At 39.3% G+C, this 26459-nt stretch carries 27 protein-coding genes and 1 riboswitch; of the genes, 14 read left to right on the top strand and 13 right to left on the bottom strand.

The annotated features are described in order from the left end of the window. The first annotated feature begins 11 nt into the window (after window positions 1–11). Window positions 12–599 (top strand): peroxiredoxin family protein, encoded by a 588-nt coding sequence (locus tag ND2E_RS11750; protein WP_033093679.1) that lies wholly within the window; start codon window positions 12–14, stop codon window positions 597–599. Between the two features lie 66 nt (window positions 600–665). Here the strand turns inward: ND2E_RS11750 and ND2E_RS11755 are convergent, their stop codons facing one another. Beyond that, entirely contained in the window at window positions 666–1373 is a 708-nt protein-coding gene (locus ND2E_RS11755) for a lipoate--protein ligase family protein (RefSeq protein WP_033093678.1), read from the bottom strand. A gap of 44 nt (window positions 1374–1417) precedes the next feature. Continuing rightward, window positions 1418–1624, bottom strand: a complete 207-nt coding sequence (locus ND2E_RS11760) for an AbrB/MazE/SpoVT family DNA-binding domain-containing protein (protein WP_033093677.1) — start codon at window positions 1622–1624, stop codon at window positions 1418–1420. Window positions 1625–2028: 404 nt separating this feature from the next. On the opposite strand from ND2E_RS11760, the gene ND2E_RS11765 reads away from it, so the two are divergent. Next, window positions 2029–2880 carry a delta-class carbonic anhydrase gene (locus ND2E_RS11765; protein ID WP_033093676.1) on the top strand — a complete coding sequence of 284 codons (852 nt, stop codon included), beginning with the start codon at window positions 2029–2031 and terminating at the stop codon, window positions 2878–2880. A gap of 121 nt (window positions 2881–3001) precedes the next feature. On the opposite strand, the gene ND2E_RS11770 is transcribed toward ND2E_RS11765, so the two are convergent. The 6 genes from ND2E_RS11770 to thiC all read right to left on the bottom strand — a co-directional run bounded on the left by ND2E_RS11770 (window position 3002) and on the right by thiC (window position 9465). Beyond that, a complete protein-coding gene (locus ND2E_RS11770; protein WP_033093675.1) occupies window positions 3002–3463 on the bottom strand; it encodes a methyltransferase family protein in 462 nt (153 codons plus the stop codon). A gap of 31 nt (window positions 3464–3494) precedes the next feature. Further along, entirely contained in the window at window positions 3495–5108 is a 1614-nt protein-coding gene (gene thiE, locus ND2E_RS11775; RefSeq protein ID WP_033093674.1) for a thiamine phosphate synthase, read from the bottom strand. Between the two features lie 146 nt (window positions 5109–5254). Next, a complete protein-coding gene (locus ND2E_RS11780; protein ID WP_081962028.1) occupies window positions 5255–6052 on the bottom strand; it encodes a thiazole synthase in 798 nt (265 codons plus the stop codon). After that, a complete protein-coding gene (gene thiS, locus ND2E_RS11785) occupies window positions 6052–6264 on the bottom strand; it encodes a sulfur carrier protein ThiS (protein ID WP_033093672.1) in 213 nt (70 codons plus the stop codon). The genes ND2E_RS11780 and thiS overlap by 1 nt, the downstream gene beginning before the upstream one ends. Then, window positions 6264–7463 (bottom strand): FAD-dependent oxidoreductase, encoded by a 1200-nt coding sequence (locus ND2E_RS11790; protein ID WP_223303594.1) that lies wholly within the window; start codon window positions 7461–7463, stop codon window positions 6264–6266. The genes thiS and ND2E_RS11790 overlap by 1 nt, the downstream gene beginning before the upstream one ends. 13 nt (window positions 7464–7476) lie before the next feature. Then, the gene (gene thiC, locus ND2E_RS11795) at window positions 7477–9465 is read right to left on the bottom strand and encodes a phosphomethylpyrimidine synthase ThiC (protein WP_052056466.1); all 1989 of its coding nucleotides are present in this window, start codon (window positions 9463–9465) and stop codon (window positions 7477–7479) included. A 139-nt stretch (window positions 9466–9604) separates the two neighbouring features. Further along, window positions 9605–9702, bottom strand: a riboswitch (TPP riboswitch). Window positions 9703–9889: 187 nt separating this feature from the next. Here thiC and ND2E_RS11800 point away from each other — a divergent pair. The 11 genes from ND2E_RS11800 (at window position 9890) to ND2E_RS11850 (ending at window position 20750) form a co-directional block, all read left to right on the top strand. Then, a complete protein-coding gene (locus tag ND2E_RS11800) occupies window positions 9890–10495 on the top strand; it encodes a HutD/Ves family protein (RefSeq protein WP_033093671.1) in 606 nt (201 codons plus the stop codon). A 53-nt stretch (window positions 10496–10548) separates the two neighbouring features. Next, window positions 10549–11184, top strand: coding sequence for a transcriptional repressor LexA (lexA, locus tag ND2E_RS11805; RefSeq protein ID WP_033093670.1), 636 nt, complete (start codon window positions 10549–10551; stop codon window positions 11182–11184). 590 nt (window positions 11185–11774) lie between these two features. Then, on the top strand, window positions 11775–13349 hold the full coding sequence (gene coxB, locus ND2E_RS11810) for a cytochrome c oxidase subunit II (protein WP_033093669.1): 1575 nt from the start codon (window positions 11775–11777) through the stop codon (window positions 13347–13349). 10 nt (window positions 13350–13359) lie between these two features. Then, window positions 13360–14982 (top strand): cytochrome c oxidase subunit I, encoded by a 1623-nt coding sequence (ctaD, locus tag ND2E_RS11815; RefSeq protein ID WP_033093668.1) that lies wholly within the window; start codon window positions 13360–13362, stop codon window positions 14980–14982. A gap of 5 nt (window positions 14983–14987) precedes the next feature. Beyond that, window positions 14988–15563 carry a cytochrome c oxidase assembly protein gene (locus ND2E_RS11820; protein WP_052056465.1) on the top strand — a complete coding sequence of 192 codons (576 nt, stop codon included), beginning with the start codon at window positions 14988–14990 and terminating at the stop codon, window positions 15561–15563. A gap of 26 nt (window positions 15564–15589) precedes the next feature. Further along, complete coding sequence (locus ND2E_RS11825; protein ID WP_033093667.1) at window positions 15590–16474, top strand: cytochrome c oxidase subunit 3; 885 nt, start codon at window positions 15590–15592, stop codon at window positions 16472–16474. A 10-nt stretch (window positions 16475–16484) separates the two neighbouring features. Then, window positions 16485–17303 carry an SURF1 family protein gene (locus tag ND2E_RS11830; protein ID WP_033093761.1) on the top strand — a complete coding sequence of 273 codons (819 nt, stop codon included), beginning with the start codon at window positions 16485–16487 and terminating at the stop codon, window positions 17301–17303. A 45-nt stretch (window positions 17304–17348) separates the two neighbouring features. Next, complete coding sequence (locus tag ND2E_RS11835; protein WP_033093666.1) at window positions 17349–17984, top strand: hypothetical protein; 636 nt, start codon at window positions 17349–17351, stop codon at window positions 17982–17984. 4 nt (window positions 17985–17988) lie between these two features. Then, a complete protein-coding gene (locus ND2E_RS11840; protein WP_033093665.1) occupies window positions 17989–19047 on the top strand; it encodes a COX15/CtaA family protein in 1059 nt (352 codons plus the stop codon). 25 nt (window positions 19048–19072) lie between these two features. Further along, window positions 19073–19993 (top strand): heme o synthase, encoded by a 921-nt coding sequence (cyoE, locus tag ND2E_RS11845; RefSeq protein ID WP_033093760.1) that lies wholly within the window; start codon window positions 19073–19075, stop codon window positions 19991–19993. A gap of 91 nt (window positions 19994–20084) precedes the next feature. After that, window positions 20085–20750 carry an SCO family protein gene (locus ND2E_RS11850; RefSeq protein ID WP_033093664.1) on the top strand — a complete coding sequence of 222 codons (666 nt, stop codon included), beginning with the start codon at window positions 20085–20087 and terminating at the stop codon, window positions 20748–20750. Window positions 20751–20792: 42 nt separating this feature from the next. On the opposite strand, the gene ND2E_RS11855 is transcribed toward ND2E_RS11850, so the two are convergent. From ND2E_RS11855 to nfuA, 5 genes are all read right to left on the bottom strand, one after another. Then, entirely contained in the window at window positions 20793–21866 is a 1074-nt protein-coding gene (locus tag ND2E_RS11855) for a polysaccharide deacetylase family protein (RefSeq protein ID WP_033093663.1), read from the bottom strand. Window positions 21867–22038: 172 nt separating this feature from the next. After that, the gene (locus tag ND2E_RS11860) at window positions 22039–22320 is read right to left on the bottom strand and encodes a hypothetical protein (protein WP_033093662.1); all 282 of its coding nucleotides are present in this window, start codon (window positions 22318–22320) and stop codon (window positions 22039–22041) included. Window positions 22321–22434: 114 nt separating this feature from the next. Beyond that, window positions 22435–22797, bottom strand: a complete 363-nt coding sequence (locus ND2E_RS11865) for a VanZ family protein (protein WP_033093661.1) — start codon at window positions 22795–22797, stop codon at window positions 22435–22437. Continuing rightward, window positions 22798–23070: a hypothetical protein gene (locus tag ND2E_RS11870; RefSeq protein WP_033093660.1), complete on the bottom strand. Its 273-nt coding sequence runs from the start codon at window positions 23068–23070 to the stop codon at window positions 22798–22800. Window positions 23071–23095: 25 nt separating this feature from the next. After that, window positions 23096–23674, bottom strand: a complete 579-nt coding sequence (gene nfuA / locus ND2E_RS11875; RefSeq protein WP_033093659.1) for a Fe-S biogenesis protein NfuA — start codon at window positions 23672–23674, stop codon at window positions 23096–23098. A gap of 184 nt (window positions 23675–23858) precedes the next feature. Here nfuA and ND2E_RS11880 point away from each other — a divergent pair, with 184 nt between their 5' ends. Continuing rightward, window positions 23859–26447, top strand: a complete 2589-nt coding sequence (locus ND2E_RS11880; RefSeq protein ID WP_052056463.1) for a M14 family metallopeptidase — start codon at window positions 23859–23861, stop codon at window positions 26445–26447. Window positions 26448–26459 lie beyond the last annotated feature (12 nt).

Below are 26459 nucleotides of genomic sequence, written 5' to 3'. Positions count from 1 at the left end.
CCATAATTTAAATGAACAGCAAATTTTACTCCAGCATCAAAAAAAAACTATCAATCTCAATTTTTTCACTGCTCTTGTTATTAACTAATAATGCGTTGGCCAATACCAGCATAAATGTTGGTCCAACAATAGGTGAACAAGCGCCAAAAATTTCGGTGTTAAATACTCAAGAGCAAGCGGTAAATATCAAAGAACTGAGTGGTGAGCGAGGTTTAATTATCTTATTTTTCCGCTCTGCTGATTGGTGTCCCTTTTGTAAAAAGCACCTGATAGAATTAAATGAACATGCCGAACAATTTACCAAACTAGGTTATGGCTTAGCGGCTATTTCTTATGATAATACTGATATTTTAACAACCTTCGCCGATCAGAAAAATATCAGCTACCCATTATTATCAGACCAAAAAGTACAAACAATGCAAGCCTACAGTATTGTTAACAGTGAATATGTTCCAGGCAGTGATCATTATGGCATCCCTTACCCAGGTGTCGTGGTAATTGATAGCCAAGGTAATGTGATACATAAGCATTTTTTCAAGGGGTACAAGAAGCGCGTTAAATTTGCAGATCTTTATCAGCAACTAAAAAAGGATTCTTAAGCACTACTTCCTCCGCTTTAATAACACTCATTTTATAAGTGAATGCTATTATTATCAGTGGCCATTTTATTGATAAAGGCCACTATCAACAAACGCTTGAGTAAGTTGTTGGTATAGCTTTTCTATTGTTGGTCGCTCGTTAATATGCTCAAACAGTGTAGTATGTACCAGCGCTTTTACTCGTTCAGTCTTATCAGATAACTGGTAGCACAAGTTAACTGGCTTGATGATCTCTTCCAGTAACACATCAATCAGAATAAAGGCTTGTGCTAACACTATCTTGCCGCCACCTTTTTTTAATATCACTCGCTGAGCCGTACCAACAATTTTTTTACCATTCAAGTTGATATTATAGTCACCATCGCAATAAGAAAACTTTGTCGCATGGGCTTGGCTAACTAAGTTAAATTGAGCAAAGAAACCATGTAAAACGGTACATAAATTCTCATAGGCTTGGGTGATTGAATAAGGTGACTCATTTGACCAAAGGTACAGATGAGATAAATTAATAATTCCCGGACATTGCGGCACTGGTGCTCCACCTGTTTTACGCGCTTGTAATAACCAGCCATCGGCAAATAGCCCCATTTGAAGCTCTTCAGACGCTATCCACTTCTTACCCGCAGGTAATACCAAAGTCGCTTCATTTGCCTGCCATAACATTAAGCATTGTTTGAGTTCTCCCGATTGTATTTGGGCAATAAGCTGTGTTTCTTTATCAAACACCTTAGCGACAGAAATCTGCTTATAACGTAGTAATTTATTACGACTCATGTTCATTTCTTACGCCATGTTTACCCATAGTTATGTTGATACCTTTAAGAGTCTTCCTCGTGCATTTGACCGTCAATTAGCATCATTAATTCAGCAGACTTTTCATCATGCTTAGTCAAACAATAACTGCCATCAAACATATTCTCTAAAAAGATAGTTTCCCCTTCACTGGTTTGCAATTGTTTTAGCACTTCTGGTGGCAGTTCTACGCCAAATCCTGCACCAATTGCCTGTACTTTCAGCTCAATCATAATAATACTCCTCATTAAATGCTAGACATATCAACTAAGGCCTCCATGTCTGCAACTATTAAAATTATAGCTGGCTATTTCTTACTCACAACATTGATTGTTTAACCATATTAGGTCATTTATAACAGGATAAGACTAGCAACTAATACCACCACTTTCTCTGGCATACTGAACCATTGATTTATGGCATAGAGCAATAAAAGACGAAGCTTAGCTTTGTTTTCAATTGATTATCTGTAAAACTACTGTCTATACCCAAACCTATTGTTCATGAGTCGCTCAAGCGTCCTGAAACACACATCTTCAAGTAGTTTGGCTATATATTGGCTTAAGAATGTAGACAATACTTAAATAGTGCTATTCGCCGTAAGTAACCAGTTAATCAACAACCTTAAGGGTAAAACATGAAAACAAATATTATTGCAATGGCTATTGCCACAATACTAGTACCATTAACAGCTTGTGCTGGTAGCGTTCATGATAACGTTTCAGATAAAGTCATTGCCAAGCAACGTGCAATGCTAGCAAAAAATACTGATGGTAAGGGTTTTGGACCACAATCACCAAGGGATATTGATTCAATCAAAGGTAGCAATGCCCGAATTTTCGGTGCTGCTCCTACCTACACCGAGATGAATCTTTGTAATATTCACTTTCATAAAAATGCTGAACATAAAGGTGGCGAGTTTAGTAAATACGCTGGCAATGGCGATGGCCATGGATTTCAAAGTGGTTTTGTTTATTCAGGCAAATTAACTTCAAGTGAAAAGAAAGCGACCAAGTCAGCAGTTTGCCCAAGCAAGCACGGTGCTTTAAATAGCGGTGATACTATTGAAGTACATTATGTCCATTCAACCGCACAAATAGTACCTGGCCCGACATTAGGTGCATGTTTAAGTGAATCAATTGGTAACCCACAATTACGTGTTGAAACACAAGTTTATGTTTTAGTTAATGATAGTAAGGCTTTAAACTTTAATGAATTAACTAAACACGGTGTTAAAGGTGGTTATCAGCAGGCATTAAACATTCCGAGTAATACTGGCTCTCCTGTTCAATACACAGGCTCCACCACAGGCCCTGGGTATAATGAAAAAGGTTCACCATTTCAAGTTTCATGGAGCGTTCGTCCAAAAGTGGCAAAGGTAAATATCGAATCGGTTGGCCAGTGGTGTAAAGGCAATGCCTTTAAAGAAGATCACGCCCACGGTGTTAGAAACTTGGTGGTTAATCCAAGACTATTATCAGCAATGTAGGTCTTCATTGACTACAAGCAATGCATAACAAAAAGGGGAAATACCATAGGGTATTTCCCCTTTTTCTCTTCATAAGTAATACTATTTTCTAAACCTTAGCTTTATTCGTAACACTCAACCATTATAACCAAGGCCGGACCTTGGCTTTATACTGGATAAACTCTTCTTTAAACAATGCTGTTAGCGCCCTTTCTTCTGGCACTATCTGAAATCGTTGAATATAAAGTATATACAGCGGAATTAAAATGAGTCCCCACACCGAACCTAAGAAGCTTGCCCAAGCCAATAAAAAAGCAACAAAGCCTACATACATGGGATTACGGGTCACTTGATAAATACCAGATGTGACTAAGGAGCTAGCCGTGTTAGGTTTTAACGGATTCACCGTTGTTTTCGCCATTCGAAAAGAGATGACGCCAGCAAGATCAAAGAATGTCCCGACAGCCATAAAGGCTACAACTAATGAAATTTTTACCGTACTTGTTAATAAGATAACAGGTGTTATTGTACTTATCCCCCACATCCCTAGGGCAATCAATAAGCCCACTAAAGGCGGCGGTATTTTATTCTCTAACACTTTCATTATTTTCCTTAACTCATATTCGTGAAAGTCATCATATACAAAGACTAGCTGGTTTTATACAAAGGTCTTGAAAACAGGCGGCAGCTTGCTCAGGTGAAAGACCATGTGAGCTCTCAGCTTCAGTTATTGCAGTCACTACCGCAATACTCTCTACGCCTGTAGCAATAACTTCTGGCGCACGCTCAAGATTTATACCACCGATAGCAACCACAGGTATTTTATTATTATGTTCAGGGCGTAAGGATAACACCTGTTTCAAATTTTCAATGCCTTGAATTTGCCCTGTCATGTCTTTAGTTTTCGTAGGAAAAATTGCGCCAATGGCTAAGTATGATGGTTGCAATCGCTGTGCTGATAAAAATTCATAACAACCATGGGTACTGATACCTAGACGTATTCCCGATTGTTGAATCACCGCTAAGTCAGCATCTTGCAAGTCTTCTTGACCAATATGAACGCCATATGCACCATGTTTAATCGCTAGTTGCCAATAATCATTGATAAACAAACGCGTATTATATTTTTTTGCCAGTGCGACGGCGGTAATAATAACTTGCTCTAGTTCATTTTCAGCCAAGTTTTTTACCCGTAACTGAATTATCTCTAAACCTAAGGGTAACAAGCGCTCTAACCAATATAGTGAATCGATTACCGGATAAAGGCCAAGTTTTTTTTCTGCTAAATCGAGTGAATTAAAGGCGGGTAAATTCTCATATTGCTGACTGAGCTTATCAATAACTTGAGGAAAACATTCAGCATTACTTGGCCAACCTAATTGTTCAAACGCACCATAATATTGATGACCGTGTAATTCACTTACTTGTTTACTCATGCTCAAGCCTTGGCTGATAAATGCCTTCGCTAACGTAAAGGCATCACGTATCAAATAACCTTGCGCGAGAAAACTGGCTAATGCGCTGGCATAACTACAGCCGCCACCGTGACTATAATGACTTATTATACGCCGCGCACTTAACTGATAACTAATCGATGTTTTCGTTTTATCTTGATTATCTTGCTTGCCATTTAGCTGATTTAATTGGTGGAGACAGTAATCCGTCGCATAGCTATCATCACCCTGACTATGCCCTCCTTTAACGATAATGCTGTTAATAGCAAAGCCTTGATGGATTTTATCCGCAAGCACCTCAACGCATTTTTCATCCGTTAAACCATCGAAGTTCGCTAAGTTTTTCGCTTCCATTAAATTAGGCGTAAGCACATCAACTTTCTGTAATAAAGGCGTTAGTTGCTCTATGGTAATAGTGCTTAAACTTCCACCAACGCTAGCTTGACCAACAGGATCATAAACACTAATTAAGTGGGGTATTAGCTTTTTTGTCTGTTCAATAAACTGAGCTAACCACTGCACTTGCTCTACGTTAGCGACTAAACCGATTTTGATGACCGATGGTGGTTTATCATCCATGAGTATTGCAGCTTGTTGCTGTAAAAGCTCAACCGAAATGGCATTTACTGATAATAGTTGATGCGAATTTTGCACAGTATTGGCGGTAATCAAGTGACACACTTCCACCCCCAAACCATGCCCCGTTTTAATATCGGCAGCAATACCTGCACCACCAGAACAATCACTACCCGAAATGGTCCAGATTATCGGCTTTTTCTTAATATTGTCTGTCATCAATTTAATCTTCTTTCATTCAATAACGATAAAATGAATTACATTAATTGAAGCTGTGATGTCCAATTACAAGGAAATAGCACGGAGTTGACGCTAGTCAATGAGTACTTTTGACGCCTTAATTTGACATCACAGCAATAAGTAATTTAATTCTGGTGCCAAAAAGGCGTGTCGAGTGTTGGCGTAGATGGGTGTGCCGTTTGTCTTTGTTCCATAATTCCCGCGACATACCCTTGCTCACCTGCTTGCAATGCTTGTCCAAAGGCTTTTGCCATCAATACCGGATTATCTGCCAAGGCAACCGCACTATTTAACAATACACCGTCATAGCCCATTTCCATCGCCAAACACGCATCGGACGGTTTACCAATGCCAGCATCTAAAATTAAGGTGGCATCAGGTAAACGCAAACGAATGGTTTCTAAATTATAAGGATTCATTAGTCCCTTACCCGTGCCGATTGGTGAAGCCCACGGCATGATCACCTGACAACCTAAGTCATATAATCGCTGACAAAGCACTAAATCATCGGTGCAATAGGGCAATACGTTAAAACCATCATTGATCAACTGCTCAGTGGCATTGAGTAACTCAATAGGATCAGGCTGCAAATTGTAATCATCGCCAATCACTTCGAGCTTAATCCAATTGGTTTGAAAAATTTCTCGACTCATTTCTGCCAAGGTAATCGCTTCTTTTGCCGTTTTACAACCGGCAGTATTGGGCAATAAGTGACCATTAACTTCAGCGACAACTTCTTGCAAGTAACGCCATATTTGTTGCCCAGATTTTTCTGCTGGGTTTTGACGTTTAAGTGAAAGGGTTACTACTTGTGAGCCGCTCGCAAGTATGGCCTGCTTCATCACCTGTGGCGACGGATAAAGCGCACTGCCGATCAGCAAGCGACTATTAAGCTGCTGTCCATAGATGTTAAGTGCCATCATTAACCTCCTTGTATTGGCAATAACACATCAAGGCTATCACCATTTTTTACTAACGTAGTGTCATAATCTGCTTTACCAACAAAGTCACCATTAAGTGCCACAGCAAAAGTACTTTGTTGCGGTTCGATAAAATGTAACGTTAGAGCAGAGCTAACACTAATATGTACTTCATTGCTTAACGAGTAAGCTTTTCCATTAATGTGAATATTCATTAAATCACCTCTTCTTGCTCTTGCTCAGTGTCTAAATAATCACTGTAAGGCAAGTTATCATTGCTCTTATTTATCTGGTTATTAACCAGTGTTAACACCTGCTTAAGTACTACTGGGGCAATTAAAAATCCATGACGAAATAAACCGTTTACTTGTATTAAACTACCCTTGCGAGTGATTTTCGGTTGATTATCACTAAAGACTGGCCGGCACTGACTAACGTGTTGACGAATATTGGCTTCAGCAAATCCGGGGTGCACGCTATACGCTGCGCTCAATAACTCCATTGCTGAGCGCACCGTCATCGGTGCATCATCGTCGCTCTCTATTTCAGTGGCACCAACGACATAAAAACCTTTTTGTTTTGGCGCAATATAAAGCTGATACCTAGGATGCATCAAACGGATTGGTCTTGAGATATTCACCTCAGGAGCAATAAGTTGAAAGAGCTCTCCACGTACTGATCGCAAATCATTCAAAGGGGCACAAGCACTGTGACTATTTTTACTACTTGCGCCAGTACCTCGACAATCAATTACTAAATCAAATGATTGGCTACAATTGATGCCGCACTGTTGATAACTGACCTTACTGCTAAGACCAGCATTATCAATAGCAACTACCTGACACTCACTTAACCAGTTTAGTGAGTTAACGCCATTACAGTACTCACCTTCTTTTTCGAGCTGTTTACGTAAAGCAATCAACAAACGACGGTTACCAAGCTGCCCTTCTTGAGGTAAGTATAAACCTTGATTAAAGCTTCGCCCTATTTCAGGCTCTAGCTCAAGTAATTGAGTACGGTTTAGGACATATTGCTCATGTTCTGGGTAATTGTTGCCAAGGTGTCTAACAAAACGTTGATAGTCACCTTTATCCTGCTCATGGCTTACCATGATGGCGCCAGCTTGCTGAAAAAAAGTATATTCATCCAAGCTATCGAGCAACGCAGGCCATAAACTTAATGACTCAAACCCCATAGTCACAATGTTAGGCTCACAATGAAGTGACTCGCCTAAAGGCGTTAATAAACCTGCGGCCGCATATGCAGCACTGTTGCAGGCGAGCTTATTATCCTTATCAAATAACGTGATACTTACCTTTTCTGACTGCTTAGATCCTAGCCATTCACCTCGGAGTAAAGACAGGGCGAGTAACCGCCCCATCAATCCCGCGCCAACAATGGCAATATTCATCATTTATCCGCCGTATTTATTCAGCAAGCTGGTAGATTTCACTACCAGTTGCTTTAAATTCAGCAGACTTTTCTTGCATCGCTTGTTCAATAGCTTCATCAGCCATTCCTTCAGGGAGCAAGGTAATAGTTTCATCAAGCAATTGAATTTTAATAGCATTTTCATCAAGATTCGCTGCGTAATCTCGTACTTCTTGTGAGATTTTCATTGAGCAAAATTTTGGTCCACACATAGAGCAAAAGTGCGCAACTTTACCCGACTCTTGTGGCAAGGTTTCATCATGATAAGCGCGTGCTGTTTCAGGGTCTAATCCGATATTAAATTGATCATACCAACGAAATTCAAAGCGCGCTTTGCTCATGGCATTATCACGAATTTGCGCACCGGGATGACCTTTCGCTAGATCACCGGCATGTGCAGCAATTTTGTATGTGATTAAACCTTCTTTTACATCATCTTTATTCGGTAAACCTAGATGCTCTTTTGGTGTTACATAACACAGCATGGCACAGCCGTACCAACCAATATTAGCGGCACCTATGCCAGAGGTAATATGATCATAGCCTGGTGCAATGTCGGTAGTTAATGGCCCAAGAGTATAGAAAGGGGCTTCACCACAATGTTCAATTTGCTCTTCCATATTTTCTTTAATCATATGAAGTGGCACGTGACCAGGACCTTCAATGATAGTCTGTACATCATGTTTCCAGGCTATTTTAGTTAACTCACCTAAGGTATGTAATTCAGCAAACTGTGCTTCATCGTTCGCATCAGCCACAGAACCAGGACGTAAACCATCACCTAAAGAAAATGACACATCGTATTGCTTTAAGATTTCGCAAATATCTTCAAAATGCGTGTAGAGGAAGTTTTCTTTATGATGCGCTAAACACCATTTCGCCATGATAGAACCGCCACGAGAAACAATACCAGTAACTCGTTTAGCCGTCATAGGTACATAGCGTAATAAAACCCCTGCATGAATAGTAAAGTAATCGACGCCCTGCTCTGCTTGCTCGATTAAGGTATCGCGAAATATTTCCCAAGTAAGATCTTCCGCAATACCGTTTACTTTCTCAAGTGCTTGATAGATTGGTACTGTGCCAATAGGCACTGGTGAGTTACGCATGATCCATTCACGGGTTTCGTGAATATTACGGCCAGTAGATAAATCCATGACGGTATCTGCGCCCCATTTTGCTGACCAAACAAGCTTTTCTACTTCTTCTTCAATAGAAGAAGTGACTGCTGAATTACCAATATTCGCATTCACTTTAATTAAAAAGTTACGACCAATAATCATTGGCTCACATTCAGGATGGTTGATGTTTACCGGGATAATAGCGCGACCACGTGCTACTTCGTCACGGACAAATTCAGGCGTGATTTTCTCTGGAATACTAGCACCAAAGGATTGACCTTTGTGTTGTAGCAGTAACGTTGCATCTTTTACTTGTTCACGTTTTAAGTTTTCACGAATAGCAATATACTCCATTTCTGGAGTAACAATGCCTTGGCGAGCATAGTGCATTTGCGTTACGTTTTTACCTTTTTTAGCGATACGCATTTTAGGTAAATGTTCGAAGCGAATATGATCAACACCCTCATCGGCAAGACGTTGTTGCGCGTATAACGAACTATTAGAAGTTAAAAATTCTACATCGTCACGTTCATCAATCCAAGATTCACGTAACCGGGTAATACCCTTGTGAACATCTATTTCTACATTTTCATCGGTATAAAAACCCGAGGTATCATAAACGCACAGAGGTTCATTTTTTTCATAAACTGCGTTGTCTTTACTACCACTTACTAACGTATCCGTTAAGGTAATTTCACGCATACCTACTTTAATATCGTGAATTTTACCGGGTACATACACTTTTTTGGAATTAGGGAATGATTGGTCTGAAACGTTTTTTAAAAATTCTTCTGCCGCTTCACGCTTTTCACGTCGTGTTTGTGGTTTTTTCACTGCATTTACAGCATCAGTTGGCTTGTTCATAGTCGCACCTTGTTTTTGGTTTTTCTTGGTTTATTGGTATAAAAGCAAGAAAAAAATAAAAATAGGCGGAGTTTTTTTAACTAGTTTTTTAGTTAAAAAGAGGCAAAAAGAGTATGCTGAAAAGCTAAGCACAATGGCTTAATTACTCTCTCTTGTTTCCTACGCAGATATTAATCTGATCAGGTTTTACGGATCCCGCTTTCGCGATCTCAGCCTTTGGCACTCCGACAAGTGTTGCGCTTACTAATCCTCATTAGAATTTAGATAACGCAGTTAGATTCTACCGTGAGCTCTGCTCGCATAGCAAGTGCTAATGTCACGAGTAATATAAAGCTAGGCATGAATCTACGACAATCAAGGTAAACAACCTTGAAAGATCTACAGCCCCTAAGTAATATGTCAAAAAATTATACTGAAGGTCACCATGCTTACTCTATTCTCTCCTGAAAACTTTAAAACAATCCCATGGAAAAATGGTTTAGGCCATACCACTGAATTAGCTATTAGTAATGGGGGTACTTTAGATAAATTTGATTGGCGCTTAAGTATTGCTAGTGTGGTTAATGATGGTCAGTTTTCAAACTTTGCTGGTTATCAACGTAATTTAGTACTCATTGAAGGTGAAGGTTTAATATTAGATCACGGTAATGGTGATGTTGATGAATTAACTAACTTACTCGATATCGCTCGCTTTGATGGCGGTAATAATACACATGGCGCTTTAGTTAATGGCGGAATTAGAGACTTCAACATTATGACTAACCAGCGTACCTTTACACCTATAGTGAACTGCTACCTTAGGCAACAAAGTGTGACTGTTAAATTGACAGCAGGTAGTCTACTTTTCGCCTATAGCTTAACTGACGACATAATTATTTCTACGTCTCAAAATGACGAGTTATCTGTCCCTGTTGAACACCTTATCAAATATCAACCTAACAGTACCTCCACAAATGATCACGTCGCAGATACTACGATTTTTGGTAAGAATATGATTGTCATCACCCTGAAAGTAAAAGCTTGCCTTTAAAGCCTAGCTGTATATACTACCAGTAATACTGTGTAAATTTACAGGCTAAAGCTATGATAGACTCAACTACCGAATTACGACCGCTAACTAAACGACAGCAACAAATTTATGATTTAATCAAAGATAAGATCCAAGATACGGGTATGCCACCTACGCGTGCTGAAATCGCTAATTTTTTTGGTTTCAAATCAGCCAATGCTGCCGAAGAGCATTTAAAAGCGTTAGCAAAAAAAGGTTACATTGAAATGCTTGCCGGCACTTCTCGTGGTATTCGCCTAGTTGAGGAGATACTTGAAGAGGAAGGTTTGCCATTGATAGGACGTGTCGCTGCGGGCGAACCCATATTGGCGCAAGAGCATATCGAAGAGCATTATAAAATGGATGGTAGCTTATTCCATCCTGCTGCTGATTATCTTTTACGCGTAAATGGCGAAAGCATGAAGGATATCGGCATTTTAGATGGTGACTTACTCGCTGTTCATCAAACAACCGATGTACAAAATGGACAAGTTGTTGTTGCCCGCGTTGAAAGTGACGTCACGGTAAAACGTTTTAAACGTGAAGGTAATGTTGTCTATTTACATGCCGAAAATGAAGAGTTCTCTCCTATTAAAGTCGATTTAGCTAATCAAGAGTTTAATATTGAAGGTATTGCCGTTGGTATTATTCGAAGTGGTCGTTGGATGTAATTCTATTAATACGATCCCTTATTCGCCATATTACATTGCTATATATATATAGATTGCGTGATTGATATGGCGTTTCTATTTTCGCCTTAAATATATTTTACTTCTCAATTTTTATAAATTTTCTTTTTTTTCAAATCCCGACAGTAAATTCAATAAAAGCTAGCCACAGCATAGCTCACACTCTCTTTAGAGCTATTACTCCATTGAATTAAATGACTTTTTTACTATTTCAATGAGATAAAAAATTTGACCTAGATCAATTTTTAGCGTAATTCTATAAGTAGTAACGCATACAAAACGAACATAATAAGAATAAAAAGACGTCAATGTTCTAATCCTGTCACACTAGTTCACTTACACATTTTGCAGTGACTGATTACTAATTCACGTCGATAATTAACCTGATCTCTGGCTAAATACCAAATGGTATCAGTATATTCGTCATGAACCGTTCTACATCGCGAAGCCGTGGCTAAACCGAGCTCTTGTTAGTTGATAAAAATAATAACAACAACAGATATTCAGTTCAGTGAGTTATGAAGTACATTGCTGCACATCTGTTCTCTATCATTGAAAAGAGGAGATGCCGTGTGGGGAAACATAAGCTAACTTGGCTAGTGTTGGTAACACTATTTACCAATTCAACCTGGGCAGAGACACAGTTAAATTTGACTAAAGGGGTCACTGCCGTTAGTAGAGAAGTATATGATTTGCATATGCTGGTACTCTATATTTGTACTGCAATCGGTGTGTTAGTTTTTGGTGCCATGTTTTGGTCGATTGCTTTTCACAGAAGATCTAAGGGTGTAAAACCTGCTGACTTTCATGAAAGCACTAAAGTCGAAATTCTATGGACTGCCATACCCATTGTTATTTTAATCGCCATGGCAATACCTGCTACAAAAACACTCATAGCGATGGAAGACAATGAGAATTCAGATGTTACTATTCAAATAACCGGTTCACAATGGAAATGGCATTACAAATACTTTGACCAAGATATTGAGTATTACTCAGTCCTTTCCACTCCCCGCGAACAATACCAAAACCAATTAGAAAATAATGCTGTCAAAGGTAAAAATTATCTCCTTGAAGTTGATAAACCACTCGTTATCCCCGCCAATAAAAAAGTAAGGTTTTTAATCACCTCTGATGATGTCATTCATTCTTGGTGGGTACCTGCTTTTGCCGTTAAACAAGATGCTAATCCTGGTTTCATCAATGAAGCATGGACTCGAGTCGAAGAACCTGGAATCTACCGTGGTCAATGTGCTGAGTTATGTGGAAAAGATCATGGCTTTATGCCCATTGTTGTTGAAGTAAAATCAACCAAAGACTATGACGCTTGGTTGAATGAACAAAAGCAACTTATCGCAGAAGCTGCTAGCGCCGAACAAGCCTCATTAAGTGCTTCCATGTCAAAAGAAGAGCTTATGCAATTAGGCGAAACAATATACACAGCTCATTGTTCAGCTTGTCATCAACCAACAGGCTTAGGCTTACCCCCAGCCTTCCCGGCCTTGAAAGCTAGTCCTGTAACCACAACTGGCACGATCAAAGATCATATAAAGATTGTCTACAACGGTAAAGCCGGAACGGGTATGCAAGCCTACGGCAAACAATTGAGTTTGAAAGAAATAGCCGCAGTTGTCACCTATGAACGAAATGCTTGGGGCAATGATACCGGTGATTTGGTGCAAAGCGCTGACGTGAAATCTGCTGTTGAAAACTCTTCTGCTGAAGGAACGTCACAGGATGCAACCCTGCCCGCTGTAACTAAAACAAAAGTTGAAGCTACAGTAGAAACAGTTATAGAAAAAGCGGTCATCGAGGATTTAACTAAAGTGTATAGCCAAGAAGAATTAATGACTATGGGCGAAAAGGTCTATATGAAAGCCTGTGTTGCTTGTCATCAACCAACTGGTGCAGGTTTACCTCCAGCATTCCCTGCGCTAAAAGGCAGTGTAATTGCAAAGGGAGATATTGCAATTCATATAGATATGGTACTTAACGGCAGTAAGAAAAATCCTGCTATGGCTGCTTTTAGTAGTCAATTAACCAAAACTGAAATAGCGGCAGTTGTGACCTACGAGCGTAATGCTTGGGGAAATAATACTGGTGATTTAGTACAACCTGCAGCTGTTGATGCTGCAAGTGCGAAGTAGGGGAAATAAAATGACTACAGACGTTATAGCACAAGATTCGCACGACGAACATCATGATGACCATAAAATGACTGGGATTAAACGCTGGCTCTATACCACTAACCATAAAGACATCGGTACCCTATATTTATGGTTTGCTTTTATTATGTTTTTAACGGGTGGCGCTTTAGCTATGGTGATCAGAGCTGAGTTATTTCAGCCCGGCCTACAAATAGTTGAACCAGATTTTTTTAACCAATTAACCACCGTCCATGGGTTAGTTATGGTGTTTGGTGCCATTATGCCAGCCTTTACTGGTTTCGCTAACTGGATGCTCCCTATGATGTTAGGTGCACCAGATATGGCACTGCCTCGAATGAATAACTGGAGCTTTTGGATCCTTCCTTTTGCTTTTGCTATTTTATTAGGTTCTTTTTTTATGGAAAGTGGTGCACCTAATTTTGGTTGGACTTTTTACGCACCTCTCTCAACGACTTATTCTAATGGCAGTACTGCGTTCTTCGTTTTTGCTGTTCATATCATGGGTATCTCTTCAATCATGGGCGCTATTAATATTGTAGTCACCATCATGAATATGCGTGCTCCTGGCATGACTTACATGAAAATGCCTTTGTTTGTTTGGACCTTCTTTATCACCGCTTATTTATTAATTGCTGTAATGCCAGTGCTCGCCGGCGTAGTGACCATGTTACTTACCGACACCTATTTTGGCACGAGTTTCTTTGACGCTGCAGGTGGTGGCGATCCTGTCATGTTCCAGCATATCTTTTGGTTCTTCGGTCACCCTGAAGTTTATATCATGATTTTGCCTGCCTTTGGCATAATCTCAACCACAATCCCAGCCTTCTCACGCAAGCGATTATTTGGTTACAGTTCAATGGTTTATGCAACATCATCTATTGCCTTATTATCATTTATTGTTTGGGCACATCATATGTTCACTACCGGTATGCCATTATTTGGTGAACTGTTCTTTATGTATTGCACTATGTTAATTGCGGTACCCACTGGGGTGAAAGTATTTAATTGGGTCGCTACCATGTGGCGTGGTTCATTAACCTTTGAAACTCCAATGCTGTTTTCGATTGCCTTTGTCATTTTATTCACCATAGGCGGCTTCTCAGGGTTAATGTTGGCAATGACACCGGTCGATTTTCAATACCATGACACCTACTTTGTTGTCGCACATTTTCATTATGTGCTGGTTACTGGCTCATTGTTCTCTCTTTATGCAGGCGCTTATTTCTGGCTACCTAAATGGACGGGTCACATGTACAACGATACCTTGAGCAAGTGGCACTTTTGGTGTTCATTAGTTTCTGTAAATTTACTATTTTTTCCTATGCATTTTTTAGGCTTAGCAGGCATGCCTCGCAGAATTCCAGATTACGCACTGCAATTTGCCGATTTTAATAAATGGATCAGCATTGGCGGTTTTGCCTTTGGCTTGTCGCAACTCATTTTCTTAGCGGTCGTAATTAAATGTATTCGCGGCGGTGAGAAAGCACCAGCAAAACCTTGGGATGGTGCAATAGGTTTAGAATGGACGGTAGCAAGCCCTGCCCCATACCATACCTTCAGTACACCGCCACCACAGCAAGATATTGATAATGCTGATCAGCACGAGCACTAGCGAATATGAGTACTAATGACGACATAGCTAACACCAATAAAGATACTAATTCAGGTATCCAAAGCAATAATAGAACAGTAAAAAAATTGTTGCTTGTTGTGCTTGCTATGTTTGGCTTTGGTTTTGCTCTGGTGCCTTTATATGACGTATTTTGTGATATTACCGGTTTAAATGGTAAAACAAATGATACAGCAGCAACTTATGAAGACGGCGGGATAGACAAATCACGTACTGTAAAGGTGCAATTTATTACCCGAAACGCTAAAGGTATTCCATGGAAGTTTGAGCCAGTCATTAATGAAATAAATGTGCATCCTGGTGAGATGAAATTAGTCTCATTCTATGCAAAAAATAAAGCTGAGCACGCCATTACCGGACAAGCGGTGCCTTCGGTGTCACCTGGATTAGCAGCAAACTATTTTCATAAAATTGAATGTTTTTGCTTTACACAACAGCCGCTAGCTGCGGGGAAAGATGTTGAAATGAGTTTACAGTTTTATGTTGATGTAGAGCTGCCCACAGATATAAATACTTTAACTTTATCTTATACCTTGTATGACATAACCGAGAAGTCGTCATAAGGTTCTACTCGAAAAAGGGATAGAAAATGACAAATAAAGAATATGAAAGTTATTACGTACCCAGTCAAAGTCACTGGCCAATAGTCGGCGCAGCGGCACTATTTATGATTGCCTTTGGTGCCGCAACCTATGTAAGCGACTTAGCAAGTGAAACCAGTGGTTACGGCGGGTATTTGCTGCTGGCTGGTATTGCACTGGTTGTTTATATGTTAGTGGGTTGGTTTAGTGATGTCATTAGTGAGTCCTTAACTGGTAAATACTCACATCAGATGGATAATTCATTTCGCCAAGGTATGAGTTGGTTTATCTTTTCAGAAGTCATGTTTTTTGCCGCTTTTTTTGGCGCTTTACTCTATTTACGTGTGTTTTCTGTGCCTTGGTTAGGTGGGGCAGGCAATAACGTATCGACGGGCGCAGTACTTTGGCCTGACTTTGTGGCGCAATGGCCTTTATTAAAAACTCCAGATGGTACAACCACTACAGCTATGGGGTGGTATGGACTTCCTTTAATTAATACCGTTTTATTATTAACTTCGTCCATTACCGCTCATTTTGCTCATAGTGCCCTAATTAAGAATAATCGTGGTCCACTCAAGGCATGGCTGGGTCTGACCATAGTGCTTGGATTAACATTTATGTTTTTTCAAGTACAAGAGTACGCTCACGGTTACTCTGAAGAAATGCGTCTATTTTTAGACAGTGGCGTTTACGGTAATACATTTTATTTACTGACTGGCTTTCACGGAATGCATGTTACCTTGGGATGTATCATGTTGATAGTTATGTGGTTTAGAGTATTAAAAGGACATTTCACCCCAGAAAATCATTTTGCTTTTCAGGCAGCGAGTTGGTATTGGCATTTTGTTGATGTGGTGTGGGTAATGCTATTTGTTTTTGTCTATATTTTATAAGGTCTTATTTTTGCAGACTATCGATAAGCGGGAAAAGAAATTTACTAAATCATTGATAAGAAGTGCCCTTTGGTTAGGGCTAACGCTTATTGTATTTTTTTGTTTAGTAAAATTGTCGTTCTGGCAATATGATCGTGGTGTCGAGAAAGAACAACGTACTAAACGTATAACACAACTTAATCAACGATCACCATTAACGCTAAGCGAAGTCGTAAAACTAACGACGGAACAGCAATTCACTGGTAAAGAGAGTATTAATGATTTTCCGGTCACCGTTTCTGGTCAGTTTAATCGAGAGTATGTCTTTTTACTCGATAATCAAGTCGAAAAAAACTCACTCGGGTATCGCGTATTGCAAGTGATTCAAACACAAAGTCATGCTGTGTTAATCAATTTGGGCTGGGTACAAGGCTCACTTAATCGCAGTGAACTTCCAAAGATCACACCACTAAATGGTCAATATAACTTCAAAGGTCATGTGCGCATTATTGAGCAAGGCATCATGCTTACCGCGCAAGATTTTACTCAAGCAAGTTGGCCATTACGCGTGCAACAAATTGAACTAGATAAATTTTCTGCATTAATCTCTCCGTTAATAGAAAAACCGCTCCTCCCCTTTGTTATCTATGTAGATCAAACAGAAACCCTTGGTTATAAAAAAAACTGGCACCCTATAGTGATGCCTGCAGAGAAGCACTTCGGCTATGCTTTCCAATGGGCCGCTTTAGCTACAGCTTGGTTAATACTAATGATTTGTTTACGAGTTAAATCAAGTAGAAGAGTTCATCTTGATGCGAAAAATTCAGCTGATGTTTTACACAATATATGAACAAAAAATATTACCCATAATAGAAAAAAAATGAGGCGTTACACTATGGCTAAGTCACTAAACCCAACTGATTCGATTGATAGTAAGACTGTACCCAGTATTAAGAAATCAGAGCATGCCTCAAGTTCTATGCCGAATAAGAGAAATCGCCGCAGCTTACTCTTGTTATTAGCAGTATTTATATTGCCAATATTATTGGCTAAATTAGCCCTAGATAATCAATGGCTAAATTTAGGGGTGACCAATCAAGGAAAGTTATTAACACAGCCCTTAACATTAAAAGACTTAGGTATAGATGAGTCAGAGTTATCTAAGCAGTGGCTTATTATTTACCGACTACCTAGTGTATGTCCCGACATATGCTTGCATAGCATTGAAACCGTGCATAACAGCTATGTTGCCCTAGGGAAAGATATGCCAAGAGTATCGGCAGTGCTGCTAAAGGAAAATGTTTTTTCGACGCAGCAAAGTAAGCAACTCGCTAAAAGCCAATGGAAAATACTTGCGTTGACGCCGCAGATGAATAATTTACTTCATGAACCACAAGTACTTATCGCCGATCCTTTAGGTAATATTATTTTAAGACACCAAGTACCTGAACAAGAGCAGCTTCAAGCAGCCTTTGGTAAAGCTATTGTCGCCGATATGAAAAAACTGTTGAAATACTCTAAGGTTGGTTAACTCAATGATTGAACAGGATAAGCATTCGCAGACATTAACTCGGTTAGTATTGATTAGTTTACTATTAGCTATGGTTGTTATTGGCTTAGGTGCTTATACACGATTAACACATGCTGGTTTAGGCTGTCCTGACTGGCCAACATGTTATGGTTTGATTGATGTGCCTGAAACAAGTATACAAATTGCTGCGGCTGAGCAAGCTTATCCAGAGCGACCGGTCGAACCAGCTAAAGCTTGGAATGAGATGATTCATCGTTATTTCGCCGGCAGTCTTGGCTTGCTTATCGCGGCAATCGCATTATTGTCACTTAGATTACGTTATTCAAAAAACTCCAGCTTCAGGTATCCACTATTCCTACCATTAAGTATTTTATGTCTTGTTATTTTTCAAGCGGCTTTAGGCATGTGGACAGTGACGCTGAAATTAATGCCAATAGTGGTTATGGGACACTTACTCGGCGGTTTCACAACGCTCTGCTTACTATTCTTATTATATTTACGTATTAAAGCTACAACAAGAACACAGAGAAAAAGCCAAGTTGAGCTGCCGCTAAAAAAATACACTCGTTATGCGTTTGTTGGTATTACTATTTTAACCGCGCAAATTGCCCTCGGAGGCTGGACCTCATCAAATTATGCCGCAATGAGTTGTGTAGAGTTGCCCATCTGTCAGGGGGATTGGTTATCCGATTTAAATTTTGCTCAGTCATTTGAGTTGATCCCCCCTGAGCAAGATAGCTATGAATTTGGTCACCTAGCGCATAATGAAAGAGTCACTATTCATGTGACCCACCGCTTAGGAGCCATCATTACCAGCATATTTCTTACTTGGTTAGCCGTCAGCATCTTTATTAAAACTAGCACTGCCTTAACAAAAAAATCTGCTATTGCTTTACTGGTATTATTAGTCATTCAAATAAGCTTAGGAGTAAGTAATATCTGGTTTTCGTTGCCACTTAATGTGGCTGTTGCGCACAATCTAGTCGCTGCCTGTTTAATGCTAAGTTTGATCACTTTAACTTATCAGTTAAAACAAAATTCCGAGGAGTCTCTCAATGAGTAAAGTTATTAATAAATCGATAACATCCATGTCTACGGCAATTCATGTCGATCATCATCATTTTTCTACGAGAAACATTTTTGCTAATTGGCGTGCATATTACGAAATAACAAAACCTAAAGTTGTGGCCTTATTGGTACTGACGGCATTGGTTGGCATGAGTTTATCTGTCCCTGGCGCTTTACCATGGCAAGTATTAATACCTGCCATGCTCGGCATCGCTTTATTATCCTCGGCGGCCGCTGCTATCAATCATATTGTTGATGAAAAAATAGATACTCTTATGGGACGAACTCATAACAGGCCTTTACCTGCGGGTAAAATTAGCATAACTAATGCCATTGTCTTTGCAGCTAGCATAGCCCTGCTTGGTTTTATTTTACTTTATGCCTTAGTTAACCCGCTAACTGCTTTTTTGACCTTAGCAGGCTTAGTTGGCTATAGTTTTGTCTATACCATGTACTTAAAACGGGCAACACCACAAAATATCACTATCGGCGGTTTAGCTGGAGCTATTCCACCATTATTAGGTTGGACAGCAATGACGAATGAAGTTGCGCCTAACGCTTTGTTACTAGTCTTAATTATTTTCACTTGGACACCGCCACATTTTTGGGCCTTAGCGATTCATCGTAAAAATGATTATGCCAAAGTTAATATTCCCATGTTGCCGGTAACTCATGGTGTGAGTTTCACAAAAACACAGATATTGCTATATACCGTATTACTCTTTGTTGTGTGCTTACTGCCTTATCTAGTCGGCATGAGTAATTGGTTCTACTTACTGGGGGCATGTGCTTTGAATGTGATATTTATTGGTTATGCCTGGCAACTCAAGTTTAATGCAAAAGCAGAGACCGCAATGGCAACATTTAAGTTTTCCATCGTGCATTTAATGCTGCTTTTCATTATTTTACTGTGTGATCATTATTGGTTGCCCGTCGGCTAACCATAGAAATACAGCCGAGGCACCGATTGCCTGGCTATCAATAACCTACTAGCTATCACACCGTGACATTGGCATTAAATACAGGATTTCGATGAATAGACATATTTACAGCATTATTGCCTTAGTTTCAATTTGTGCCGGAGCCGCTGGTTTTTATTTTATCAATCAAACAAAGCAGCTACCTCTACCTGAATACGCTTTGCATTATCAAAAGCCTCGGCCAATATCTGCTTTTACTTTAACAGATGAATTAGGTCAGGCTTTTAATAATGAGCATCTACGTGACAAATGGTCATTGGTTTTCTTTGGGTATACTTCTTGTCCAGATGTATGCCCCACCACTTTGCAAAACCTTAATTTTATCTATGAGGACCTCGTCACCATTGCCACTAACAGCCAAGTATTGTTAGTCTCTGTTGATCCTAAAAGAGATAGTCGCGAAAAACTTGAACAGTACATTGGCTATTTTAACCCTAATTTTAAAGCACTCCGCGCGGAGCACGACGTGTTATTTCCCTTTTCACGAAATTTAGGGTTGATGTACGCCATCACGAGTAAAGAGGCAAGTAAAAGCGACGTTGAAGTACCAACAGGAGATGAAAGCTATTGGGTTGATCACAGCGCTTCACTAGTATTAATAAATCCCGCCGGAAAGATAGCCGCAATATTTAGGCCTGAGCAAGAAGTAGGTGAAGTGCCTAGTATTAATAATGAAAAGTTATTAAGCGACTATCAAAAAATAGTCGCTCTCTTTTAATAATCAAGAATTGGTTTTTAACAGAATTAGTCGCTTAGCTATTTATAAATGGTACCAACTGCCATCACCTTTTAAGATAAACCATGGTTTAGAGTACCAATAATAGCGACCCGGTTTACTGATACTTGCCGCTGTACAATTAGCTCTAACTCTACCTATAGGTAAGTCTTTGCTAAAGTTAATACTAAAACTTTCGTCATCATTCCAGGTGATTTTTTGCTTACCTAAGCCTGAAATATAGCAATTGAGCGCTGATTTATAAAAGTCCCCAGTTTCAATAGCGAAATTGATACTTTTGGCTTCCTTGTGTTTAAAGATAGTTTCGGCTTGCTCGCCTTCTAAACGAATATTAAACGCCAATGAATTCAACTTATCACGTAAACCTGAAATTTTGTCATAAGGCTTTGAAGCAGGGAAACGAGGTACGCTGGTTAAGTCCGTGGTTAAATCGATTGCGCCAGATTGTTGAGAAAAAGCAACAAAATCATTAGTTTTAGTCCATGCTTGTATCGCAACATCATATTCACCATAAGGGTAAGCATAATATCGCCAGCTTTGACCGGTATTCTCTTTAATCTCAGCTTCAGCCTTTAACAATAGCTCGGTTTGTTTGCTCAGCCATTGTGTTTGCGTTAACCCTTCAGTCATTCGTGCCATAGAATCATGTTCATAGCCATGATTAGCAATAATCACCCCTTCATCTGAAAGCGCTTTGAGTTGAATCCATGACAAATAATGTGAAGCATTATTTTTTTCATTGCGATTGATAATGCCTGGGTTTACAAAGATAGTATAGGGAAATGCAAACTTATCTAAAATTGGTTTGGCTTGGGTTAACACATCAATATAAGCATCATCAAAGGTGATAGCGACACTCTTATCAGGTAAAGCTTGTTGAGTTTTAATACCTTCAATTAACTCAGATAAGGCCACAACTTTAAAGTTATTATCTTTAAGGTATTGTAAGTGCACTTCAAATTGTTTTGGAGAGATACTCGTACTTGCCGGTGTGCTATCGCTAACATGATGATATTGTAAAATTACTGCGGCATGACTGCCAAATGCAATGCTCAATAAAAATGCAACTGAAACGAATGTCTGCAACAAATATTTCATGGAATATACCTTTAAAAATCAGAAGGGATAAAATAACGCCTTTTACATTAAACCACTAGGACTTTAGGATTTTTTTTGACTAAAACTAGTCGTTTCGATTCACTTAAATAAGGTTTTTGACTACGGGTTTATTTTTGCTCTATTTTTTGCAGTCTAAAACTAGGTCTTATAATTATTTCGAATCATCAGGATCTTTCGATGTCGGTTTTAAGTTTGGAATACTCGTACCGCCCATCGCTTGACAGACAACACCAACAGCAAAACAAAAAAAGGTCGTTGCACCCAATGCCGCTTTAATATCAGCTTCAACATCATTACCATAAATGAGCGTTACCACAACGCCAACAGCAGCTAAGCCAAAGCTTGCTTTTGCAATAATTGACGATATTTTTTGCCATAATCGCTTCGGTGGATGTGCTACCGGAAGATGGTGCGCAGGAGTTTCTTTCGACATAAGGCAGTTAACTTAATAATGTGATAATAAAAGTATACTAACACGGTAAGAGCTATCAAGCTTGATGCCGGTCAACTAAAAACAAATCGCTTGTATACGTTATGTAATCAAGTGTTACTTAGTGTTACTCAAGAAGAGATACTCAATAATCTTTGCGAGTATGATACCGCAAGCTAAACCTGCAACATTTGCCGCCATATCAAGCCATTCCCCATAACGATTAACATAAGGCTGAATCAATTCAATAGCGCCACTAAAGCCAGCAAAACCGAATGTAATCCATATCCAGTATTTAGGTTTTCGCAATGCCACCGGGAACATTAAAGCACCATAGGAGATAAAGTGGTGAGTTTTATCACTACCCGGAACTTGGGGTAAAGATTCGGCGGGCCATAACGATAAAGTGGCGATAGCGGTAAGTAAAAAAACCGTAATGAAAAGCCAATATTGTTTTATAAAAGTAGTTATTGAGGGCATTTAATGTGAATTTTTCTCGGTTGAACGCTTATTAACGGGTCGGGTGCGATAAAGAATATTTAACCAGCGGTTAGCAAAAATCCCCAGATAACCCCATGCAGCCAATAGGCAAGCGATAGCCAATATAATAATGCCAACAATTTGCCATAAATGATGATAGAAATATCCTAAGGCAATAAAGAGCAAACCCATAACAAAAAGGCCAAGCCCACGTAAAAACAGTGTTAAACTGTATTGTGGATTTTGGCCTATTTTTTCGAGTAACTTAATCATATAAACTTAGTTATAAAGCTAAATCTTAGTAATACGAATGATCACCACGCTCATGTTCAGTCGCATCTTTAACGCCAACAATTTCGCCAGCCATTAGTTCAATTAATTGCTTTTCAATGCCATCTTTTACGGTGACATCAATTTGTGCACAACCATTACAGCCGCCGCCAAATTGTAATACGGCATAACCATCGTCGGTAATTTCCACTAAGGTACATTCACCGCCATGACCTGCTAACTGAGGGTTAACTTCAGCTTGTAAGAAATAATGAACGCGTTCAAATAGTGGCGCATCATCAGCAACTTTACGTAACTTAGCATTTGGCGCTTTCAGTGTAAGCTGTGAGCCCATTTGATCTGTGGTAAAATCAATTTCAGCGTCTTCTAAAAAGCCTTTACTATCGGCATCAACCATAGCTGAAAAGCCATCAAATGGCAGTTGAATATCATCTGCTTCAACTGCGTCAGGCGGACAATATGACACGCCACACTCAGCTTTCGCTGTGCCAGGATTTACAACAAAAACGCGAATATGGGTACCTTCAGCTTGTTGCGAAAGTAATTTTATAAAATGCTTCTGAGCATTTTCTGAAATACTGATCATAGTTATAGCTCTCTTTGCTCTCGGTTACTTTTATAACTTTAAAATTACGTTAAAGAAATCAATTAAAAAGTACCTGACTGTTTTACTCAAGTATGACTATTTTACGCTGCAATTTAATTATGTGCTAATGATTTTTACGCTTTTGTTTGATACTTTATAGAAGTCAAATATAGAGGCCACCTAGATGTTACTGTTTCGATTTATAATTTTATCCATTTCTCTGCTCTTCGCTTGCACGATTATTGCCATGCCAGCACAAGATTACTTGCCTGCAGATAGCCAATTTAATAAAAAAATTACTCTACCAAGTGACAGCTTAGGATTTGAAATCGGTCAACGTCATGTTCGACATGATCAATTAAAAAATTATTTTTATCAGTTAGCCCAAGATTCAGAACGAATTAAGATTACCTCGATGGGGAAAACGGCTCAACAAAGAGATCAGTTACTGGTAACTATTTCTAGCCCTGAAAATTTAGCCAACTTATCGAGTATCCTCAGTGAGCGAGATATTTTATCTCAAAAGGTTTCTCTAAAGACAAGTCAACTTGAAAAGCAAAAATCTGACAATGCCCCTTTAGTTATTTGGTTAGGTTACAGCGTACATGGCGATGAAATAAGTGGAGCAAATGCAGCCATGATAGTTGCTTATTATTTAGCAGCTAGCACGGATGAAAAACTAACTGAAATGCTTGCCAATACCGTGATAGTGATAGAACCGAGTATTAATCCTGATGGTATGGATAGATTTGTTAATTGGGTGAGCACTTATCGCAATTCAAGTAACAATAGCGACGCTAATCATATAGAACATCACCAGAGTTGGGTAACGGGGCGCACCAATCATTTTTGGTTTGACTTAAACCGCGATTGGTTATTGCTATCCCAACAAGAAAGCCAGCATCGATTAAAATACTTTCACCAATACCAGCCCCATGTGGTCGGTGATTTTCATGAAATGGGCCATAACAGCAGTTACTTTTTCCAACCGGGCATCCAAAGCCGCACCCACCCACTGACACCGAAAAGAAATGTTGAATTAACGACCACACTGGCAAAGTTTCATGCTTCAGCACTGGATAAACAAAATCGCCTTTATTATAGCGAAGAGAACTTTGATGACTTTTACTATGGCAAAGGTTCAACTTATCCTGACATAAATGGCAGCATTGGCATATTGTTCGAACAAGCAAGCGCAAGAGGAATGCAACAAGACACAATCAATGGTTTGCTGACATTAGAATTTAGTATAGAAAATCATGTCACTACATCACTTTCTACCATCCATGGTGCGTGGAAAAATAAAGAAAAATTGAAGCAATATCGAAGTAATTTTTATCAGCAAAGTAAAAAACTCGCTAAAAACGAAGATTTCTCAGGTTATTTATTACACGAAAGCAAAGATAACTTTCGTCTCAATGCCTTGTTGTCAAAACTAACACAGCATAAAATTCAGGTGTTTCCGCTCACCGCCAACTTCGAATTTGAAGATCGAGAGTACCAAAAAGATAACAGTTATTATGTGCCTCTTGCACAACCTCAATTTCGACTAATTCAAGCCTTATTTAACCAACAAACTCACTTTAAAGATAATACTTTTTATGATGTTTCAGGCTGGACAATGCCGTTAGCAATGAATATTGAATCTATTCAGGTAAACCGAACTCGCAGACTAAAAGTGGCAAAACAAGCTTGGAACGGTCCTGCGGGGTTCAATGAAAATAATGAAAACAAATCAGCTTACGGTTACATTTTCGAATGGCATCACTTTTTAGCACCAAAGTTACTTAATAGTCTTCTCAGTCGTAATATCAAAGCAAAAGTATCGACTAAGCCTTTCTCTAGCTTGATCAATGGTGAAACAAAGCATTTTAAAACAGGCAGTATAATTATCCCTACTGGCATCCAAGAAAATGAAAAATGGCAAGAGCATTTAATTGCTGCCAGTAATAGAGCAGGGATAAAATTAAGCCGTATTAGTACCGGTTTAACCATGAAAGGTGTTGATATTGGCAGTAGCTCATTAAAACCAATCAGTAAGGCTAAAACACTTTTATTAGGCGGCGCAGGTATATCACAATATGAAGCAGGCGAGGTGCGCTTCTATCTGGATGAAACACTCAATATTCCATTGTCAATTATCGACCATAACCAATTAAAACGAGTCGACTTGTCAGACTATAGCCATCTCATTCTCGTCGATGGTGATTACCAGCATGTTGCCGATGATACCGTGAAGAAAATCAAAGCTTGGGTTAAACAGGGCGGCGTAGTCATTAGTCAAAAGCGCGCTGCGCTTTGGTTAGCAAAGCAAGAAATTCTACAGGCGAGGTTTGTCACGCAGGAGCAGATTAATCAATTATTTGATCATGAAAACCTCAACTATGAAGATAGAAATGCACTCGCTAGTCGTAAACGTATTGCAGGGGCAATTTTCCAGGTTGAATTAGATACTAGTCACCCATTAGCTTATGGCTACCAGCAAAACTTATTACCAATGTTTCGTAATAGTAATTTGATTATGGAGCATCCACAAAAACCATTTGTGACCATAGCAAAATATACTCCATCTCCTTTGATGAGTGGCTATACCGACAAAAACTTAGTCAACCGGTTAGCGCATAATGCAGCTATTGTTGCTCATAACTTTGGCAAAGGCCGAGTGATAGCAACAACAGAAGTACTCACATTTAGAGGCTATTGGCATGGGAGTGCAAAGTTACTCGCGAACAGTTTATTTTTCAGTAAAGCATTTTCAGCTCCACTTAAATAATGTGTCAAATAG

The sequence above is a fragment of the Colwellia psychrerythraea genome, from assembly GCF_000764225.1.
Lineage (GTDB): Bacteria > Pseudomonadota > Gammaproteobacteria > Enterobacterales > Alteromonadaceae > Colwellia > Colwellia psychrerythraea_D.
This window is presented reverse-complemented; position numbering and strand designations above follow the sequence as displayed.

Excerpts from the sequence above, each read along its gene's own strand:
- ND2E_RS11860 (WP_033093662.1), bottom strand. The coding sequence starts at position 22,320 with ATGTCGAAAGAAACTCCTGCGCACCATCTTCCGGTAGCACATCCACCG.
- ND2E_RS11880 (WP_052056463.1), top strand. The coding sequence starts at position 23,859 with ATGTTACTGTTTCGATTTATAATTTTATCCATTTCTCTGCTCTTCGCT.
- ND2E_RS11840 (WP_033093665.1), top strand. The coding sequence starts at position 17,989 with ATGATTGAACAGGATAAGCATTCGCAGACATTAACTCGGTTAGTATTG.
- thiE (WP_033093674.1), bottom strand. The coding sequence starts at position 5,108 with ATGACAGACAATATTAAGAAAAAGCCGATAATCTGGACCATTTCGGGT.
- ND2E_RS11820 (WP_052056465.1), top strand. The coding sequence starts at position 14,988 with ATGAGTACTAATGACGACATAGCTAACACCAATAAAGATACTAATTCA.
- nfuA (WP_033093659.1), bottom strand. The coding sequence starts at position 23,674 with ATGATCAGTATTTCAGAAAATGCTCAGAAGCATTTTATAAAATTACTT.
- ND2E_RS11755 (WP_033093678.1), bottom strand. The coding sequence starts at position 1,373 with ATGAGTCGTAATAAATTACTACGTTATAAGCAGATTTCTGTCGCTAAG.
- thiS (WP_033093672.1), bottom strand. The coding sequence starts at position 6,264 with ATGAATATTCACATTAATGGAAAAGCTTACTCGTTAAGCAATGAAGTA.
- ND2E_RS11780 (WP_081962028.1), bottom strand. The coding sequence starts at position 6,052 with ATGATGGCACTTAACATCTATGGACAGCAGCTTAATAGTCGCTTGCTG.
- ctaD (WP_033093668.1), top strand. The coding sequence starts at position 13,360 with ATGACTACAGACGTTATAGCACAAGATTCGCACGACGAACATCATGAT.
- ND2E_RS11765 (WP_033093676.1), top strand. The coding sequence starts at position 2,029 with ATGAAAACAAATATTATTGCAATGGCTATTGCCACAATACTAGTACCA.
- ND2E_RS11790 (WP_223303594.1), bottom strand. The coding sequence starts at position 7,463 with ATGATGAATATTGCCATTGTTGGCGCGGGATTGATGGGGCGGTTACTC.
- lexA (WP_033093670.1), top strand. The coding sequence starts at position 10,549 with ATGATAGACTCAACTACCGAATTACGACCGCTAACTAAACGACAGCAA.
- thiC (WP_052056466.1), bottom strand. The coding sequence starts at position 9,465 with ATGAACAAGCCAACTGATGCTGTAAATGCAGTGAAAAAACCACAAACA.
- ND2E_RS11855 (WP_033093663.1), bottom strand. The coding sequence starts at position 21,866 with ATGAAATATTTGTTGCAGACATTCGTTTCAGTTGCATTTTTATTGAGC.
- ND2E_RS11770 (WP_033093675.1), bottom strand. The coding sequence starts at position 3,463 with ATGAAAGTGTTAGAGAATAAAATACCGCCGCCTTTAGTGGGCTTATTG.
- ND2E_RS11825 (WP_033093667.1), top strand. The coding sequence starts at position 15,590 with ATGACAAATAAAGAATATGAAAGTTATTACGTACCCAGTCAAAGTCAC.
- ND2E_RS11760 (WP_033093677.1), bottom strand. The coding sequence starts at position 1,624 with ATGATTGAGCTGAAAGTACAGGCAATTGGTGCAGGATTTGGCGTAGAA.
- ND2E_RS11835 (WP_033093666.1), top strand. The coding sequence starts at position 17,349 with ATGGCTAAGTCACTAAACCCAACTGATTCGATTGATAGTAAGACTGTA.
- ND2E_RS11870 (WP_033093660.1), bottom strand. The coding sequence starts at position 23,070 with ATGATTAAGTTACTCGAAAAAATAGGCCAAAATCCACAATACAGTTTA.
- ND2E_RS11865 (WP_033093661.1), bottom strand. The coding sequence starts at position 22,797 with ATGCCCTCAATAACTACTTTTATAAAACAATATTGGCTTTTCATTACG.
- cyoE (WP_033093760.1), top strand. The coding sequence starts at position 19,073 with ATGTCTACGGCAATTCATGTCGATCATCATCATTTTTCTACGAGAAAC.
- ND2E_RS11750 (WP_033093679.1), top strand. The coding sequence starts at position 12 with ATGAACAGCAAATTTTACTCCAGCATCAAAAAAAAACTATCAATCTCA.
- ND2E_RS11800 (WP_033093671.1), top strand. The coding sequence starts at position 9,890 with ATGCTTACTCTATTCTCTCCTGAAAACTTTAAAACAATCCCATGGAAA.
- ND2E_RS11850 (WP_033093664.1), top strand. The coding sequence starts at position 20,085 with ATGAATAGACATATTTACAGCATTATTGCCTTAGTTTCAATTTGTGCC.